Source organism: Pengzhenrongella sicca (assembly GCF_017569225.1).
Taxonomy (GTDB): domain Bacteria; phylum Actinomycetota; class Actinomycetes; order Actinomycetales; family Cellulomonadaceae; genus Pengzhenrongella; species Pengzhenrongella sicca.
Map to the genome: position 1 here is coordinate 2591652 of NZ_CP071868.1, position 16859 is coordinate 2608510.

17 protein-coding genes and 2 pseudogenes are annotated in these 16859 nt (G+C 68.5%); 13 read left to right on the forward strand and 6 right to left on the reverse strand.

The window, feature by feature from the left end; all coding sequences use genetic code 11:
* Positions 1–9 precede the first annotated feature (9 nt).
* Positions 10–660, forward strand: coding sequence for an HAD-IA family hydrolase (locus tag J4E96_RS11835; RefSeq protein WP_227422303.1), 651 nt, complete (start codon positions 10–12; stop codon positions 658–660).
* Here the strand turns inward: J4E96_RS11835 and J4E96_RS20505 are convergent.
* Positions 572–955: a WDGH domain-containing protein gene (locus tag J4E96_RS20505; protein WP_454824030.1), complete on the reverse strand. Its 384-nt coding sequence runs from the start codon at positions 953–955 to the stop codon at positions 572–574. The genes J4E96_RS11835 and J4E96_RS20505 overlap by 89 nt on opposite strands.
* Before the next feature lie 356 nt (positions 956–1311).
* Between J4E96_RS20505 and J4E96_RS11840 the strand changes: the two genes are divergently transcribed.
* The gene (locus J4E96_RS11840) at positions 1312–2742 is read left to right on the forward strand and encodes an MFS transporter (RefSeq protein ID WP_227422304.1); all 1431 of its coding nucleotides are present in this window, start codon (positions 1312–1314) and stop codon (positions 2740–2742) included.
* Positions 2743–2783: 41 nt separating this feature from the next.
* On the opposite strand, the gene J4E96_RS11845 is transcribed toward J4E96_RS11840, so the two are convergent.
* Positions 2784–3563, reverse strand: coding sequence for an IclR family transcriptional regulator (locus J4E96_RS11845; RefSeq protein WP_227422305.1), 780 nt, complete (start codon positions 3561–3563; stop codon positions 2784–2786).
* A 38-nt stretch (positions 3564–3601) separates the two neighbouring features.
* Here J4E96_RS11845 and J4E96_RS11850 point away from each other — a divergent pair, with 38 nt between their 5' ends.
* The 9 genes and pseudogenes from J4E96_RS11850 to J4E96_RS11890 all read left to right on the forward strand — a co-directional run.
* Positions 3602–4372, forward strand: coding sequence for a fumarylacetoacetate hydrolase family protein (locus J4E96_RS11850; protein ID WP_227422306.1), 771 nt, complete (start codon positions 3602–3604; stop codon positions 4370–4372).
* Entirely contained in the window at positions 4369–5388 is a 1020-nt protein-coding gene (locus J4E96_RS11855) for a sugar kinase (RefSeq protein WP_227422307.1), read from the forward strand. The genes J4E96_RS11850 and J4E96_RS11855 overlap by 4 nt, the downstream gene beginning before the upstream one ends.
* Positions 5385–6053: an orotidine 5'-phosphate decarboxylase / HUMPS family protein gene (locus J4E96_RS11860; RefSeq protein WP_227422308.1), complete on the forward strand. Its 669-nt coding sequence runs from the start codon at positions 5385–5387 to the stop codon at positions 6051–6053. Before J4E96_RS11855 ends, J4E96_RS11860 begins: the two co-directional genes overlap by 4 nt.
* A 51-nt stretch (positions 6054–6104) precedes the next feature.
* Positions 6105–6692: a 6-phospho-3-hexuloisomerase gene (gene hxlB / locus J4E96_RS11865; RefSeq protein ID WP_227422309.1), complete on the forward strand. Its 588-nt coding sequence runs from the start codon at positions 6105–6107 to the stop codon at positions 6690–6692.
* An 18-nt stretch (positions 6693–6710) separates the two neighbouring features.
* Positions 6711–6929: pseudogene (locus J4E96_RS11870) on the forward strand (IS1380 family transposase); the annotation flags it as partial.
* Positions 6930–7545: 616 nt separating this feature from the next.
* The gene (locus tag J4E96_RS11875; protein ID WP_227422310.1) at positions 7546–8121 is read left to right on the forward strand and encodes an SsgA family sporulation/cell division regulator; all 576 of its coding nucleotides are present in this window, start codon (positions 7546–7548) and stop codon (positions 8119–8121) included.
* Positions 8118–9248, forward strand: coding sequence for a GGDEF domain-containing protein (locus tag J4E96_RS11880; protein WP_227422311.1), 1131 nt, complete (start codon positions 8118–8120; stop codon positions 9246–9248). The genes J4E96_RS11875 and J4E96_RS11880 overlap by 4 nt, the downstream gene beginning before the upstream one ends.
* Before the next feature lie 283 nt (positions 9249–9531).
* Positions 9532–9954, forward strand: a complete 423-nt coding sequence (locus J4E96_RS11885; protein ID WP_227422312.1) for a hypothetical protein — start codon at positions 9532–9534, stop codon at positions 9952–9954.
* 191 nt (positions 9955–10145) lie between these two features.
* Positions 10146–10486, forward strand: a pseudogene (locus J4E96_RS11890) (transposase); the annotation flags it as partial.
* 642 nt (positions 10487–11128) lie between these two features.
* Here the strand turns inward: J4E96_RS11890 and J4E96_RS11895 are convergent.
* Together J4E96_RS11895 and J4E96_RS11900 are read right to left on the reverse strand one after the other, a co-directional pair.
* Positions 11129–12784 carry a choice-of-anchor I family protein gene (locus J4E96_RS11895; RefSeq protein WP_227422313.1) on the reverse strand — a complete coding sequence of 552 codons (1656 nt, stop codon included), beginning with the start codon at positions 12782–12784 and terminating at the stop codon, positions 11129–11131.
* A 313-nt stretch (positions 12785–13097) separates the two neighbouring features.
* Positions 13098–13565 (reverse strand): SixA phosphatase family protein, encoded by a 468-nt coding sequence (locus J4E96_RS11900; protein ID WP_227422314.1) that lies wholly within the window; start codon positions 13563–13565, stop codon positions 13098–13100.
* Positions 13566–13765: 200 nt separating this feature from the next.
* Here J4E96_RS11900 and J4E96_RS11905 point away from each other — a divergent pair, with 200 nt between their 5' ends.
* Positions 13766–14182, forward strand: coding sequence for a hypothetical protein (locus J4E96_RS11905; protein ID WP_227422315.1), 417 nt, complete (start codon positions 13766–13768; stop codon positions 14180–14182).
* Positions 14183–14232: 50 nt separating this feature from the next.
* Complete coding sequence (locus J4E96_RS11910; RefSeq protein ID WP_227422316.1) at positions 14233–15207, forward strand: NAD-dependent epimerase/dehydratase family protein; 975 nt, start codon at positions 14233–14235, stop codon at positions 15205–15207.
* A 64-nt stretch (positions 15208–15271) separates the two neighbouring features.
* On the opposite strand, the gene J4E96_RS11915 is transcribed toward J4E96_RS11910, so the two are convergent.
* The gene (locus J4E96_RS11915; RefSeq protein ID WP_227422317.1) at positions 15272–15832 is read right to left on the reverse strand and encodes a GOLPH3/VPS74 family protein; all 561 of its coding nucleotides are present in this window, start codon (positions 15830–15832) and stop codon (positions 15272–15274) included.
* Positions 15833–15984: 152 nt separating this feature from the next.
* On the reverse strand, positions 15985–16773 hold the full coding sequence (locus tag J4E96_RS11920; RefSeq protein ID WP_227422318.1) for a hypothetical protein: 789 nt from the start codon (positions 16771–16773) through the stop codon (positions 15985–15987).
* Positions 16774–16859: the final 86 nt, after the last annotated feature.

The window sequence follows — 16859 nt, forward strand, 5'->3', positions numbered from 1 at the left end:
GGAGATGTCGTGGAGCTGAAACCTGTGGACCTGACAACCATCGATGCGGTGCTGCTGGACATGGACGGGACGCTGGTGGACTCCGACGCCGCCGTTGAACGCGCCTGGCGGGCCTGGGCGGGCGAGCACGGAATAGAACCCGCTGCCGCGCTCGCGATCTCCACGGGGTGCACGTCGGAGCACACCGTCCGGCGTCTGCTGCCACACCTGGACGACGCCGCCGTGGCTGTCTCTGCGGCGCGCGAGCTCGAGCTGCAGTACGACGATCTATCGGACGTGACGCCGGCGACCGGTGCCCACGAGTTGGTTGCGGTCCTCGAGCGGCTCTGCCTTCCGTGGGCCGTCGTCACCAGCGCCGACGTCCGGCTCGCCACCGCCCGCCTGGGTGCTGCCCGCATCACCGCACCGTTGCTGGTCACCGCTGAGGACGTTGCCCACAGCAAGCCCGATCCGCAGGGCTACCTGCAAGCGGCGGAACAACTCGGCGTCACGCCGGGCCGCTGCTTGGTCGTGGAAGACGCCGAACCCGGTCTGGCAGCTGGGCGGGCCGCCGGCGCGATGACCGCGGCCCTCAAGGGCTTGACCGGCGACGTATGCCTGGACAACTTGGGTCAGCTGGCGACGCTCCTGACGGACGCCGCGGGCGGGCCACGGGTGTGACCACCGACGTCGCCCCCCAGCAGATCCGCGCGAAAAAGTTCGGTGGGCATCCCCCCGTAGCGCGGAGACATCGCCATACCCAATCAGCACACATAGTTGATGCAAGCTGTCGAGTGCGGCGCGAAGCCGCTCCCCGGCGATGGCCGGCGTTGCGCCCACCGAGACCCAGGGCGAGCAGCACGTCAGGCACGTCGCACAGGTCCCAGAACTCGTCGTTGTAGTGGTTGGTCACGTGTGCGCTGGGGAAGCTAGCGACCATGATGAACCAGCCGCCACCAAAGCACGGCGCACCCAATGACCAGCAAGGGAAGGGCGCACCCCCCGCTCAGAAATGGCGAACCCGAGAGGGGTAACGCTCACCCGCCAATGCGCTATAGGGAGATGGTTTGCACCTCTGGCGCGCGCCTTTCGCGCATCGAGGCCGTGGATGCCGGGCCTCTCCGAGGCGTCGCGACGGCACGATCTGGGCTGGCTGACGAGTTCCGGGAGCGGGGCGTCGCCCTTGAGTTCGAGATGATGGAGCGATTCCACATCATGGAAGTCGTTTCCGTATCGCGGGAGCACCGGCAAGTATGTCAACTACCCACATCGCGTCGGAATTGCCGGCGGCTCGACGATGTGACCACGCTTCGACGACGAAGGTGACCAACGATGTCCACTACTCAAGGCGCTAGCAGTCCGGGCGCCGCCCAGATCAACGAACACGACCTTCGCCGCGCTGCGCTCGCTAGCACCCTCGGAAGCGCCTTGGAGTACTACGACTTCGCGCTCTACAGCTTGGCGTCGGCCCTCATCTTCGGGCAGCTCTTCTTCACCGACGCTGACCCAGCCACGGGTCGCATCCTCGCGTTCGCCACGTACTTCATTGGCTTCGCGGTGCGTCCCCTTGGAGGGCTCTTCTTCGGCTCGCTCGGCGACCGGATCGGCCGTAAGCAGGTGCTGCTGATGACGGTCCTGCTGATGGGGGGCGCCTCCACTCTGATCGGCGTTCTGCCGACGTACCAGCAGGTGGGCATGTGGGCTCCCGCGCTGCTTATCGTCCTGCGGATCGCCCAGGGCTTCGGCGCCGGCGCGGAGCAGGCTGGCGCCGCGACCTTGATGACGGAGTACGCCCCGCCGCGTCGTCGCGGGTTCTACGCGGCCCTGCCGTTCATGGGGATCCAGGTCGGTACCGTGATCGCTGCGGTCGTCTTCTTCGCTTTGCTCGTGCCGAGCGAGGAGGTTCTTTACGGCTGGCTGTGGCGGGTGCCGTTCCTCGCGAGCGCCGTCCTGATCGCCATCGCCGTGTGGATCCGATACAAGCTCAAGGAATCGCCGTCATTCACCAAGCTCGAGGCGCGTGAGCAGATCGAGATGCAGCCCCTGCGTAGCCTGCTACGCACCTCACGCCGCACCGTCGCCATCGGCATCGGCCTGCGCATGGCTGAGAACGGAGGCTCGTCGGTTTATCAGGCGCTCGCCATCAGCTATGTCGTCACGGTCGCTCTGGCCGACGTCGCCAACCCCGGTCCGATCGGCGCGATCGCCCTGATCTGCGCTGCCACCGTCGGCGCGGTCACCGTGCCGGTCGCTGGCAAGCTCACCGACCGCTTCGGGCGGATCCCGGTATACCGGGGATTCGCGATCGCCCAGCTGGTTCTCGTGTTCCCCGTGTGGTGGATCCTGTCGACTGGAAACATCCCGGCAACTGTGGCGGCGATCTCGATCGCCCTCGGTGTCGCGACGTGGGGAATGTTCGGCGCGCAGGGCGCACTCATGCCCGAGCTTTTCGGTGCTCAGCACCGCTACACCGGTGTGTCGGTGGCCCGCGAGACGTCTGCGGTCATCGCCGGCGGCGTCGCGCCCCTGGTCGGCTCGCTGCTGCTGTCCTGGTTCGCGGATAGCTGGGTGCCGATCGCGGTCTACCTCGCGCTTCTCACCCTCATCACCATCGCGACAACGTTCATCACCCCGGAGACGCGCGATCGGGACCTCGATTCCGACCTGGACGCTCTGGATGAGCTGCCCGGCCGGCCCTCTGCGGAGATTTCCGACGCCGACCTGACGACGCGCCCAAACACCGACAGCATCCCGGCCCGGTGAGAACGGCACGGATGGCTCCCCCGGCGTCCCAGCTCTCGAAATCAGCGGTGCGGCAGGAGTGCCGCCAGCCGCTCCGCAGCGGCGGTCAGGGGCGGCAGGAAGTCGCCCATGCCCTTCAGACTGACCCGGAAGGCGGGGCAGGCGATCGCCACGGCCGCAACCACGGTGCCCGCGGACCCGAAGACCGGGACGGCTATCGCACGGATACCCTCTTCGTGCTCTTGGTCCGTGATCGCGAAGCCCTTGCCGCGAACGAGGGCGACCTCGGACCGCAAACGATCACGGTCTGTAACGGTGCGGTCGGTGAAGCGCACGAGGGAGATGCTGGAGATCAACTCCTCACGCGTAACCGGGTCGGCGAACGCGATGAGGACCTTGCCGATGCTGGTGCAGTGCAGAGGCCCGAGGCCACCGGGGTCTCCTTTGACACCGATCTGATGACGCGCCTCGACGTGGTGGACGTAAAGCTGGTGGTGTCCGTCCCGCACGGACAGCAGGCTTGCCTCGGTCGTCACCTCAGACAGGTGCTCGAGCACCGGCAGTGCGACCCCGCCGAAACCGAGCGACGCGGACACCCTCGCACCCAGCTGGAACAGACGCAGGCCCAGGCGATACCTCTTGGCCACCGCGTCCAGCTCGACGAAGCCGTCACGGCCCAGGGACGCCAGCAGCCGGTGGGTCGTGGAGAGCGGAAACCCGGTCTCACGGGCCAGCTCCGACAGGGACGCACCATCCGTGTGCCGCCCCACCACGGTCAGCAGCAGCAGCGCCTTGCCGACCATGTCGCGCGGAGGCGAGTCTGCCGTCGTCGTGAGTTCCATATGGAAACCCTATCCATAATGTGGAAGGCAGGAGTCCTATGAGGATCGTCCGCTATTGGGATGCCGGCGTCGTCCAGACCGGTGTGCTCGTCGGGGGCGGCGAGCGGGAGACCTCGGCGAACCGCGTCCAGCCGGTCGCGTCCTTGATCGACACCACCCCGATCGGGCCCGACGTCGCGCTGGAGCGGGTGCGGCTGCTCGCTCCGGTGATCCCCCGGGTCGTGGTTGGCATGGCCCACAACACCGGCGTTGCTGATCGGCTCCTGCCTCCCAGTGCGTTCTTGAAGCCTGCCGGCTCGGTGATCGGCCCCCTTGACGCGATCGAGGTGCCGGACGATATCGGACGTGTCGACGCCGAGGCCGAGCTGGCCGCGGTCATCGGTCGCCGCGCCCGCGACCTTCACCCGGCCACCGCGCTCGACGCAGTCCTCGGCTGGACCTGCGCGAACGACGTCACGGCGCGCGACCTGCAGGCCAACGACGACTGCTGGACCAGAGCCAAGGGGTACGACACCTTCACCCCGCTCGGGCCCTGGGTCGAGACCGACCCCGCCTTCGACCCGGACGACGTCGTCGTCCGCCTCGACGAGATCGGTGCCACCAGTGGCGGTCTCGCTCGCTCCGTGGGCGAGGTCCTGGCCTATCTGACGAGCTTCATGACACTCGACGTAGGCGACGTCGTGCTTCTGGGCGCGCCCGGCCCGAGCCGCCCACTGCACGACGGCGACGTCGTCAGCGTCACTGTCGCCGGCCTCGGCACCCTGCGCAACCCGGTTCGGCTGCGTCAGACCCTGGCGGTGGCGCGATGACCGCGACGGGAACCGGCGTCGGTGTCGACGTCGTGACGTTCGGTGAGGTCATGGGCATGTTCGTTGCCGACGACGCCGGCGATCTGGCGGACGTGACCCGGTTCACCCGGTCGCTCGCAGGCGCCGAGTACAACGTAGCGGTCGGCCTCGCCCGCCTCGGCCACACCGTGGCGTGGGTGGGTCGGCTCGGGGACGACCCGGTGGGTCGCAGCGCCCTCGCGGCGATGCTCGGCGCTGGCTTGGTAACAGACGCTGTCGCCATCGCGCCCGGTGAACGCACCGGGCTGCAGCTGAAGTCCCGGACCATCGGGGGCGACCCGGAGGTCGTCTACTTCCGAAGTCATTCCGCCGGCCGCGAGCTCACCGCTACCCCCTCCTCGGACGCGCTGGTCCGTAGCGCCCGGCACCTGCACGCGACAGGGATCCCGCTAGCCCTCAGCGGGCGGCTTCGCACCTTCGCCCACGACGCCGTCACGCTCGCCCGAAGGTCCGGCGTTCGGGTCAGCGTCGACCCCAACCTGCGACCATCCCTTTGGGCCTCCACGCGCGAGATGGTGCGGGAGACCAATGCACTCGCCGTTCGCGCCGACTGGGTCCTGCCCGGCCTGGACGAAGGGCGCCTGCTCACCGGCGCCCGCGAACCGGCCGGCGTCGCGGCCTTCTACCTCGAGCGGGGAGTTCAGCTCGTCGCCGTCAAGGACGGGCGGCGCGGAGCACACGTGTTCACCGCCGACGACCACGTCCGCGTCGGCCCGCTGCCCGTCACCGCTGTCGACACCGTCGGGGCCGGCGATGGGTTCGCGGCAGGCCTCATCAGCGCCGGGCTCGACAACCTAGACCCGGCTGCCAGGGCGCTACGCGCCGCCGGGGCCGGCGCCCTGGCGACGACCGCATTCGGCGACCAGGAGGGCCTACCGACCCGCGTCGAGCTCGCAGCTCTCCTGACGGCGGCCGGCCGCGCGAGTACTTCCCCGCTGACAACCTCGTCGACTCTCCCCTGGATGGTGGCCTCATGATGCAGATCCAAGTAGCACTCGACCGGCTCCCGCTCGACCGCGCCATCGCCATCGCGAGCTCCATCGCCCCATGGGTAGACGGCATCGAGGTCGGGACGTCGCTCGTCAAGGAGCACGGCATGTCCGCGGTCCGCGAGGTCGCAGACGCCGTTGCGGCCACCACCAACGGTCCGTGGGTCCATGCCGACCTCAAGACCGTCGACGACGCCGTGACCGAGGTGACCGCCGCCCTGGCTGCGGGCGCCACGTCCGTGTCGGTGCTCGCCCTCGCGTCCGACACCACGATCCGCGCAGCGATTCGCACGGCCGACGAGCGGTCCGCGGAGGTCGTCCTCGACCTGATGCTCACCGATAATTCCCGCCGCAGTGAGCTGGCCCGTTGGCTGCCGCCGCACATAAGGCTCGGCGCCCATGTCGGCAAGGACGACCAGGCCGGCGGCACCAGCGTGCTGGACATGCTGGGTGACTGGGCGACCGGGCGACGCCTCGCGGTCGCTGGCGGACTCGGGCTCGACCACGTCCCAGCCCTACGCACGATTCCCGACCTACGGCTCGTCGTCGGATCTGCAGTCACCGGGGCCAGCGACCCCTCCGGAGTCGCCCGCGCGCTCGACGAAGCCCGCCGCCTCCCAGCCGCCGTCCACCCCGGACCCGACGTCCGCTAACTGACCTCTCGCCCCCCACTGATCCCGCTCCCCCATCTCCAGGAGAACCCCATGCCAATCACCACCCAAGCTGCCTTCCCCACCACCACCGCTGGCCGGATCACCGCGGTCGAGGCCGAGATCTCTGCCGTGCTCGCCCGCACCAGCACTGCCGACCTCGAGGCAGTGACCACCGCACTGCTCAAGGCGGGCCACGTGTTCGTCACCGGCGAAGGCCGGTCCGGGTTCATGGCACGGGCGTTCGCCATGCGCCTCATGCACCTCGGCCTGCACGTCCACGTCATCGGAGAAACCACCACACCCGCGGTCGGCGAAGGCGACACGCTCGTCGCCGTTTCCGGGTCAGGCACCACCACGGGAACAGTCCGGGTCGCCGAAACCGCCGCCCGCAGCGGTGCGCACGTGCTCGCAGTCACCACCGACCCGGGTTCCCCCCTCGGCACCGCAGCGGCCATTTCCCTCGTGGTCCCCGCCGCAACGAAACTCCGCCGCGCGGACGAGGCACCCACCATCCAGCCGCTGTCGAGCCTCTTCGACCAGGCCACCCACCTACTGCTCGACGTCATATGCCTAGGTATCGCCGCCGCCCGCAACGTCGACAACTCCGCCGCCGCATCTCGCCACGCGAACACCGAGTGACGACAATCAGGACCCTAGGGCCGGGACCTGTCGGCGGCGCTCGCGCCGTGGCGTAAGCCGTTGGCGGTGCGCGATCCCGCGAAGGTCGTCACCGGCCTCGCCCTCATGCTCGCGCTCGGTGGGGACTGCCTGGCGGATATCGCGGTGCTGCGCGCCGAGCCCGGAGTGTTCGGCCTCGTCGCCTCCGACCCGACGGTGTCCCGCACGATCGACGCCCTCGCCAAGAACGCCCGGCAGCGTTGAAGGCGATCAAGAGCAGTGAATGGCCATCCATAGCCGATGCCAGGCACCGGCCAGCACCCCGCGCGGGCAAAGGCCGCGGACATGTAGCCACAGATGTGGCAACGCACACCCGTTTCGCGCCGATCCGCGGCGGCTCGAGTCTTCCCGTCTTGCCTGCTGACCTGTTCACACGGGACCGGCGATGACAAGCAACATAGAGGTCGTCCTCGACCGCCTCGCCGCCCACTGCGACCGAGCGGAGCCTTCGCCGGCCTCCGGGGCCGAGTGGCGACCCGTACCAGGGGCGCTTACGTCACGTGTTGCACATTCGCAAAACCCGTCTAGCCTTGGCGCAGGGTAAAGACGCCGCCCTTGATCACTGGTCAAGGGAGCAACATGGCCGTTCTTTCGCGCCATCCCGAAGTCGCAGTCGAGCTGTGGGCGCAGAGCTGCGGAGGATCGCCCCCCGATGCGGCGGCCGAGCGACTGGGCTCCGCGGGCCGAATCAGTGAGTGCCGCCGAGAGTCGTTGAGCGCTCGCAAGCCGCACAGAGTCCCTGGCGTTGCGCCTCGTCGTTCACCAGGATCACTCTCGGTCGGAGGTCATCCTCCGAAGATCGGCACGTCGCGTCGTGGCGGCCGGCAATATGAATGGTTCGTCGCGGTCCATCATGGCCCAGCTGGCATGCCCTTTCCCGGTGTGCGGCTCTGCCAGCCGCGTGGCGGTTCTCGGCCAGACGCCCCGTGCGGCTCAGTTCGAGCTCTCAGGGGGGCCGGACGTGATGCGACGCGGGTTTGAAGTGACTGCAGTGATTACCACAATGCTCATATCTGAATCGAACACGAACTGGCTCTACGCCACGCTGCGCTATTCCAGTTCGGACCCGTACGCCGTCCACGCGGATTTTGCGTCCGCCGACGGCCCAGCAAGGACATGGGTGTTCGCGCGCGACTTGCTCGTTCAGGGTTTAGAGGGCGACGAAGCCGCACCTGCCGGGCGCGGCGACGTGTGCATCTGGAGGGACCAGGACCCGGAGTACCTTTTGGTGACTCTCGGCGGAGTCGATGGGCATGCCCTGATCGCGACGTCCGCCGGACCGGTCGATCGCTTCGTGCGGGCGACGCGCGCGCTGGTGCTGGTCGACTCCGAAGCCGACTGCGTCGGCGCCGCCGTGGACGCATTTCTCTCAAGCCTCCTTGCCCCGTGAACGCCTCGCGCAAGACCGAACGGCTGTGGACCTACCTGACCGCCGACGGCGGACGGTTGAGCGGGCAGCTGACGGTCACCACGATCGGGGATGGGCACGGCGATGTCGCTGGCAACAGCGGGGTGGGCGTCGACGTCACCACCCAGGAACGTGCCGGACGGGCCCTGGATGAGAGCGAGGCCCGATTCCGCAACGCCTTCCTGACCGCGCCGATCGGCATGATCCTGGCCACCGCCACCACCACCACCACCACCACGACCGATCAGCCGGCCGGCGCGGTCGCTGTGGTCAATTCGGCGCTGTGCACGCTGCTCGGCCGCAGCGAGGGTGCGTTCAAGAAGTCCGGGCTGCTGCCGTGCGTGCACCCGGACGACCGTCCCGCCCTGCTGGAGGCGCTCAGCATGCTGTGGTCCGAGCAGGACGCACCCGCCGGGCCAGAGCGCGTCCGGCTCGAACTCCGGTTCGTCCGGCCAGACGGCGCCGAACGGTGGGGATCGCTGTCCGGGTCGGCCATCGCCGCTACCCCCAACACCGCCCGGCAGGTCATCGCCCTGGTCGAGGACATCACCGCCCGCAAGCACGCCGAGCAAGCCCTTCGCCATCAGGCTTTACACGACGGGCTTACCGGCCTGCCGAACCGGACGCTGCTGCACGACCGGGTCGAGCACGCCCTGGCCAACCGCACCCGCACCGGCCAGGCCGTCGGTCTGCTCTACCTGGACCTCGACGGGTTCAAGACCATCAACGACCTGGCCGGCCACGCCGCCGGCGACGAGCTGCTCACCCAGACCGCCCAACGGCTGCTGGCCAACGTTCGCCCAGGTGACACCGTCGCCCGGCTCGGCGGCGACGAGTTCGCCGTGCTATGCCCCGACGCCGAATCCCCTTCCGACGTCACCACCGTCGCCCAGCGCATCCTGAGCGCCCTGCGCACCCCCGTCCTGCTATCGACCGGCACGCACACCATCAGCGCCAGCATCGGGATGGCCCTCGCCGTCGCGGACAGCACCGCCGCGGAGCTGCTGCACGCCGCCGACACCGCGATGTACCAAGCCAAGCGCGGCGGCAAGGATCAGCTCGTGCTGCACAACGACGCCCACACCGCCCCCGCCGCCCGGCGCGACTAGGGAGTTTGACAGGGTGGACCTACCCAGAAGGGTGAGCCTGAGCGCCCGCTGCTGGCCCGGGGGCGGGCTCCAAGACGGTCTCGCCACCAGGCAGGACCCCAAGATCTTGCGGCGGGAACCCGCCCTGGACTCGCCCAGCACGAGGAAAGTCAGGTTTCTCCCGGCGCTGACACCACCGTCGAACACCCGAGGGACCTAGGGCCCGGTCTGTCAGTGCGGACTGCCGGTAACGTCACCTTTGGTGAAGAAGCCGCCTCCTTGTGGAATGACCCGGAGGCGGGCAATGTCGCAGGACTACAACTGGGTCGACGACTGCGCACGCGAGCGCCGGTCGACAGCGGTCTTCGAGGCTGCCGACGCCACTGCCGAGATCCAGGGGCTGGCGACAGCCCTTGAGGACGAGTGGTTCAGCCGCGATTTGTGGATCGACTGGTCGAGCTTCGTCGCGGACCTGAACTGTGTCGTGATCCCCTCCACCGGGCGGGACTTGGACTTCGGGATCGATCCCGGGTCGCCCGCGATGGTTCGGGTCCAGCGTCGCATCCGTCGCCATCGCATGGCGAGCATCACCCGGTGGAAACTCACCGCCGACCGCACCGCCGGGGCCGTCATCGCCAAGCCAGCCTCGTGGGCAGCCACCGGACTGACCTGCGTCGATGGGTCGCGCAGCACCGCGATCCCCGATACCTCGTCCAGGACATGGTGAGCCCCGGGCCGGTCCTGGGCAGCGACCGGGCGGCACCCGACCCGGACGTCGAGCCAGTTGTGCACGGCACATGGGGCGACCCCTGCTACGCGCGCGATTCCGGCTTCTACGGCGAGGATGGCGGGGGGCAGCACCAGCCCGCCGCACCTTCGCGTGCCCCAGATCCAGCCAGCACTACGGAACCGCGCACCCGCTCGCTGCGGGTCGAGCTGGGCACTGAGCACGGGACGGTCCAGCGGGTCGCGACCCAGCGGGGCTACGGGACCGAGCCGGTGCGCCTGTGGGTGCGTCAGGCCGACATCGACGGCGGCCACGCCCCCGGGGTGAGCAGGTCGGAGTCGGTGCGGATGCGTGAGCTCGAGCAGGAGATCCGCGAGCTGCGGCGGGCCAACGAGATCCTGAAGAGGGCCGCGAGTTTCTTCGGGGCGGAGCTCGACCGCCAGCACAGGAAGTAGTCACGTTCATCGACGCCTACCGCGAGGACGTCGTGGAGGGCAGCCGGCTCGGTGTCGAGCGCATCTGCGAGGTCCTTCTGCGCGCTCGCATCAGAGAGGGCTCGAGATTCAGTGGTGGTGCCATCGGGTGCGGTCTTGAACTTCGCTCGACTGCAAGATGCACGGCGCTGGCGATCGACGTCGTCGCACCGTCTCGGGCACAGCCGGCCGCGTCGCGCTGCCGGTAGCTGCCTACCCGCTGCAGCAGGCGTCGCCGGTGCAGCCTAGAAGAACGTGCTTCCCCGGGCTCCCCGACTCCCTGGCGCTCGCTTCGAGCGTCCCAAACGCTGTCCAACTCCGCAAGAAAGGCGTCCTGCTCGGCGGCGGTGAGAACGAACCGGATGCTCTCCCCATGTGGCTCTATCGTGTGGGGGAAGCGCTGAAGTCCACCGTAGAGAACCGCGTTCAGCCAAGGATGAACCTCCGCTGAGTGCTCCTCCTGTGCCGCCCTACCGAACACAGCGCACGTTCCGCTCGTCCCGATCCCCTGACCGACCGCGCTCACGCCAAGCAAGTAGAGCCAACGCGTAGCCAAGCGGCTCTCGCGGCGACGACGTCAGACGTCGAGTTGGTGAACACCCAAGAGGGCGCCCTTCTGGCTCATCACCGTCCTCGCCGGCGGACACGCCTCGAGAGCCCAAGGAGCATGGGCCCGCGACGAGGGGTTCGGTGCCGTGGCGTCAGTGGCCACCGCGGCGAGCGAGATCGAGCCTGAAGAGCGTCGTCGTGCCCGAGACCTCGTTCGCGACGGCGAGCATCGGCTGCCGGGTCGGCGAGGCGCTCGCAGAGATGAACGTCAGCCCCTCCGGACCGAGGTCACCCGCCGTTGGAAGCGTCTCGGCGCCGTCCTCCTCCACCGAGACGGCGAAGTTCCGGTTGTTCACGTAGGTGACGAACACGGGGCGGCTCGGTCGGGTGATGTCGAAAGCCATCACCCCGCCCACTCGCTCGAGCCCGATGAACGCGTAGGTCCGACCGCGGACCTCACCGATCGCAATGCCCTCCGGCTCGGGGCCTTTGTCGTCGCTGCGTCCTTCGAGCGCGGACTCCGTGTGATTGGTGTTGAAGAACTCAGGGAGCACCTGCGCGGTGATCTGCTCGATCAGGTCACCAGAGTCGAACACGAGCCGCCCCTGCGTGTCCCAGATCGAGAACGACCTCGCGCCGAACGCATAGAGATCCTCGTAGCAGGTGCCATCTGCATTCAACCCGCTCGCGGTCGTCACGTTGAGCCGGCCGAGGTCGGCATCACCGGTCAGCGCAGCGAGCGGACTGCCTGCGCAGATGGGCGCGAGACCATCGGAGCCGAGATCCTTCACCCGTGCCGGCTCGGCATAGTCGCCCCACTCACGCGCGTCACCCTCGTTGGCTGTGACCAGGTAGCTGCGCCCCCGGGCCTCGTAGGCCGCGATCGCATCCGGCATGTACAGACCTTGCAGGCCCGCAACGGCCCGGATGTTCACGGCGCCGTCCCGGTCGGAGGGGTCGAGACCCTGGCCGGATACGCCGTGGTCCTTCGCTCCAAGCGGCCAGATCGCGCTGACCTTCGCCTTCTGCAGGTCGACGACGGCGATCGCGTTCGCCTCCTGCAACGTCACGTACGCCGTCATGCCCTCGATGGCCACATACTCGGGTTCAAGGTTCGCCGACACAGGGAAGCCGGTATTGACCTCTGGGCCGAAGACACGGACGCCGTCGGCCAGGGCGCCGGCCGCCTCAAACGCATGGAAGTCGGCCGTTCGCACGGCCGACTGCTTCGGGACACGGATCCCGCGGGGCAGGCTGACGAGGGAGACGGAACCCTCCGGGTCGACTGAGTAGTCCTCGCTCGGCTCGCCCTCGTTCGCGACAACCGCCACGCGCCCCTTGTCCCCGAGCGCGACCATGTCCGGCAGCGCTCCGACCCGTACAGCGCCGAGCGCCCGCGGGTTGCGCGCCCCGGCGTCGAAGAAGACAAGCCAGCCGGGCTCAGTCTTGATGACGGACTCCACCGCGATGACCCCGAGGCCGTCCTGGCGTACCGCGACCGAGTTCGCGACCGCGCCAACCGGGACCGTGGAACCGTCCTGGCTCGGCGTTCCAGCCGTCACCAGCTCCGCGAGCTTGGTCGGATGCGCCGGCTTAGCGGCGTCGAGGACGTCGACGATACCCGCCGCAGCATTGACGGTAAACAGACGCTTCGACTCCGCGTGGAACGCCACGATCTCTGCCGCCGACTCGTCGAACACCCCCGTCTCGTAGCTACCGAGCGGAACGAGCGCAAAGGCTGCATCGGCCGCTGCACGCTCGCTCGGGTCATCTACGACCGCAGCGCTCGCCGGAACGAACCCGGTCACGGCAAGGGAAACCCCGATCGACAGGCCGATCGCAGCGGCGAACGGACGGAGCGGGCGCCACCTCGCCTTCCCGATACCAACTGGACCGCGGATCACCTTTTTCGCGGACCGCACAGAAGACGAACGAGGCGCTCGACCCGAACGCCCATTGGCGGCATTTGTACCCATTTTGACGAAACTACTGTGCGCACCACGACAGAGGGCGAACGACAGATGAACCTCAGGCGAACCCATTGTGACTGAGGACGGCCGCGACTCCGCGCGCTGTGCGACATGGTTGGCGGAAGATCTCCGCGGCGGCTGATCCGCGCAACTAGAGGAACGGGACAGGCGGCAGGTACTCCAGTTCAGGGGGGCCATTCGCGCCGCGGGTGACCCGCCACGCCGCACCCTTCTCAGTGACCCTCGCGGGGGCGGTGATCAGACCCGCGTCGCGACCAGCGGCGAGCAGGGCCTTGAACACCTCACCATGGGTACACATCACCCAGGGGTCATTCTCGTGGGCGAGCAACCACGTCAGCAGGGCGCCGATCGGGGCGTCCTTGGCGAGCAGTTCACTCGCATGGACCGGAACAGCGCGGTCGAGTGCGAGCGGCTCGACCGTTTGGCGGCACCGGATCGCCGCACTCGTCCACACCGAGCTCACCGGGTCGACTGACAACGTCTTCACGAGCGAATCAGCCTGCAGCCGGCCACGTTTTGACAGTGGCCGAAGGCCGTCGTCGCGGTGCCACTGCGCCTTCGTTCCGGCATGGGCGTGGCGGACGAGGATCACGTCCACGACCATAGTCGCGTCGCGGGCACCTCGGCCCAGCGAAGCCTGACTGGCACAGGGCGGCGGCCTCGAGCCTCAGCAGGAGGACCGCTCGAGGCCAACGCCGTCCGCCTCAATAGAGCCTATGCTCTAACTACGACGGGTAGATGAGTGAAGTAGCAGTTCACGCTCCCCGACCGAGAGCTGATGAGTAGGCGGTACATCGAGTGGCACGCACACGTAACATCCTCACCGCGACATTGGTCTTCAATTCGTTGTCCGCGCTCGGTGGCGGTCTCGCCCTGGTGGCGGGGGCGCTCCCGGTGCCGATGTATCTGCTGCGGAACACACCATTCGACTCCTTCGTCATCCCTGGCCTCTTCCTCGCGATCGTGATCGGTGGAAGTTCAGCAGCCGCCGCGGTGGCGTCGTGTGCGCGAATGCCCCGGTCGCTGCTCGTCGCTGGGGCGGCCGGAGTCATCCTGATCGGGTGGATCGCGGGCGAGACGATCCTGATCGAGGGTTTCAGCTGGCTTCAGGGCCTGTACCTGCTCACCGGTGCGACCGTCGTCGCACTGGCGACGCACCTGGCTGGCGGGGCGCGGTCGCCTCATCGGCTCGGTCGCGACGCGACCCGAACCTGAACCTCGGTCGCATTCTGCTTCCCCCCAAGAAGCTCACCTAGGGAGTCGCTATGTCGAAGCACGTCGTGGTCGGAGCGGGACCGATCGGCGCTGCCACCGCACGCGTTCTCGCGGAGCGGGGCGACGACGTCGTCGTTGTCACGCGCTCTGGCTCGGGTCCGAACCACCCCGCGATCACGTGCGTCGCCGCGGATGCCTCGTCGACGTCGTCGATGGCGCAGATCGCTCGGGGAGCGGTCGCGATCTACAACTGCGCTGGCCCCGCCTACCAGCGGTGGGTGACGGACTGGCCTCCGATTGCCGCCGCCTTGCTGGCAGCAGCCACGGACTCGGGGGCGGTGCTCGCCACGGCGGGCAACCTGTACGGCTACGGCCCGGTGTCAGGTCCGATGACAGAAGACCTCCCCCTGACGGCAGCCGGCCCGAAAGGACGCACGCGCGCGCAGATGTGGCGTACGGCCAAGGCTGCGCACGACGCTGGGCGTGTGCGGATCACGGAGGTCCGTGCGTCGGACTACGTCGCGATGGGCCCCTCAAGTCATCTGGGCGATCGCGTGGTCCCGCGACTTCTCGCCGGCCGGGCAGTCCACGTCATGAAGAGCGCAGACACCCCACACACCTGGACGTCCGTCGACGACGTGGCCCGCTTGATCGTGACCGTCGCCGCCGATGAGCGCGGGTGGGGCAAGGCGTGGCACGTGCCGAGCAATCCGCCGCGAACCCAAAGGGAAGCGATCGCCGACTTGTGCTCGGTCGCCGGGGTCAATTCAGTCGCGGTTCGCGAGTACCCGACGGCGGTGATGCGCCTGTTGGGTGCGTTCGACCCGGTCCTTCGCGAGCTCAAGGAGGTGGCCTACCAGTTCGAGCGGCCTTTCGTCCTCGACTCCTCGCGCGCCCAACAGGTCTTCGAGATCGCACCCACGCCGTGGCCGGACGTCCTTGGCAGGTTGGTCGCCGCGTACCGGTTCAACGTCACGACACCGACTCCGCGAGGCGCAGATACGAGACGTCGGCTGCGTCGCTGAGGGCGGTGGGTCGTTCCGCGCCACTCGAACTGCCGCCCGCTGAGGGCCTGATCTCGGCCACGCCTCACGTCCCGCCACCGGCGACCAACCGAAGCCCATGGACGATCTCGTCGACCGTCTCGCGGACGTCCGCCGGGTGCCACGGTCCGGCGAACGTGTCGGGGCTCGGGTCGTTCTGAGCCGACTGGAGTCCTGACAGACGGCGGATGTCAGCCAGCGCCCCGACGCGCGGGTCGCTCACCGTTTCCGGCCTGATCAGCGCCGTGTTGAGTTGGCCGGTCACCCGTCGCTGTGCGTCCCGGTCGAGGACGACAAGATGCGCGCCACGTCGACCCCGCCGACCAACGGCTTGGACGATCCCCCGTGCTTCGAGGGCGCTGACCGTAGCGTCGACGGTCGCCGCAGCGAGCGACGAGATGTTCCGGGTGGCGCTCCTCGGGCGAGACCGTCCAAGGAGGGTACGGAGTGCGCCGTCGACGACGGGGTCGCCCGTCGCTCGAGGGTCGACCACGTGCAGCTTCAGGCCCCAACGCGGGCCGAGCGACCCCGGTCGGGCCGCAATCCGGCGCGCCAGCGCGAGCTCGATGAGGGCAGCCGTGGAGACGTCGAAGTACCCGTAGTCCACGTGCCCATCGCTATGGGACTGATACAGCTGGACCTTCTCGGGCAGGCTCAGCTCCGGCTGGACGGCGTCAGACGCTGGCACGGCCGCTCCTCAGCTCGCATCACGTGGAGCCGGTGTCCGCGAACGGCCCGAGGGGTGTCCCGCTGCCCGGTTCATACGATCGAGCCCGTACCTTGGCTGGAATCGATGGTTCGCCGGTGCACGGCGTCGAGCACCATGAGCCACACGTCGGCGTGCTCGCCTGCGCGGGTGACCCGGTCGCGAAGTTCGGTCAGCCGGACATCAGCTCCGTCATTCCGTGCCTCGCCAACCGGGTACACACTCCTCCACAGCTCGCTCGCGTAGATCAGCGCCCCCAGCTGCGCCGTGCGCATGCTCACGGCCATCGGGTCGACCCGCTTCGGCTGGTAGCGCACGTAGCTGTCGAGCTCGCTGCGCACGGCGATCGCCAGCTCGATTCCGGCTCGGGTGAGTTGCCGAACCCCTCCCTCGCCCCGGGCTGTCGTCACTCCAGCCTCCTCGAACCGCAGGTACGTGTCCGGCGAGGCACTGGCGAGAACGCTCCCCAAGCGTCGGAAGATTCGCCGTTTGGCGATCTTCGCCTGGACCCTGGCCAAGTCGGGCCGCTGCGGCACGCGTTCGCTCGCGTGCACCTTGGGGTTCTGCTTCGCGATCTCCTCGCCGTCGTTCACTTCCAGCACCAGGTAGCCACCCACGACGAGCTCGAGGACAGTAGCCCCAGCAACAGCGAGCATGCGCGCGATCAGATCTGACTTCTCCCTAGCGCCCGACTCAAGGCTGTACTGCGAGAGGTGAACCATGTCAGCCAAGGTGACCCCGTCGCGCGGGGAGCCGGCGGGGAGTCGCAACGACGCCTCGTGATGGCTCTCATCGGGTTGCAACGGGCCATCGGCCATCGATCCCGGTTCGGGGTACTCCATGCAGATTCGCCTCCCTCGACACGCTCGCCACGGCAAGAATCTCACCCACCGCAAAGGGCATCGACAATCGCGCCGCCGCCGCGACT

Excerpts from the sequence above, each read along its gene's own strand:
- J4E96_RS11855 (WP_227422307.1), top strand. The coding sequence starts at position 4,369 with ATGACCGCGACGGGAACCGGCGTCGGTGTCGACGTCGTGACGTTCGGT.
- hxlB (WP_227422309.1), top strand. The coding sequence starts at position 6,105 with ATGCCAATCACCACCCAAGCTGCCTTCCCCACCACCACCGCTGGCCGG.
- J4E96_RS11920 (WP_227422318.1), bottom strand. The coding sequence starts at position 16,773 with ATGGAGTACCCCGAACCGGGATCGATGGCCGATGGCCCGTTGCAACCC.
- J4E96_RS11860 (WP_227422308.1), top strand. The coding sequence starts at position 5,385 with ATGATGCAGATCCAAGTAGCACTCGACCGGCTCCCGCTCGACCGCGCC.
- J4E96_RS11840 (WP_227422304.1), top strand. The coding sequence starts at position 1,312 with ATGTCCACTACTCAAGGCGCTAGCAGTCCGGGCGCCGCCCAGATCAAC.
- J4E96_RS11845 (WP_227422305.1), bottom strand. The coding sequence starts at position 3,563 with ATGGAACTCACGACGACGGCAGACTCGCCTCCGCGCGACATGGTCGGC.
- J4E96_RS11910 (WP_227422316.1), top strand. The coding sequence starts at position 14,233 with ATGTCGAAGCACGTCGTGGTCGGAGCGGGACCGATCGGCGCTGCCACC.
- J4E96_RS11885 (WP_227422312.1), top strand. The coding sequence starts at position 9,532 with ATGTCGCAGGACTACAACTGGGTCGACGACTGCGCACGCGAGCGCCGG.
- J4E96_RS11850 (WP_227422306.1), top strand. The coding sequence starts at position 3,602 with ATGAGGATCGTCCGCTATTGGGATGCCGGCGTCGTCCAGACCGGTGTG.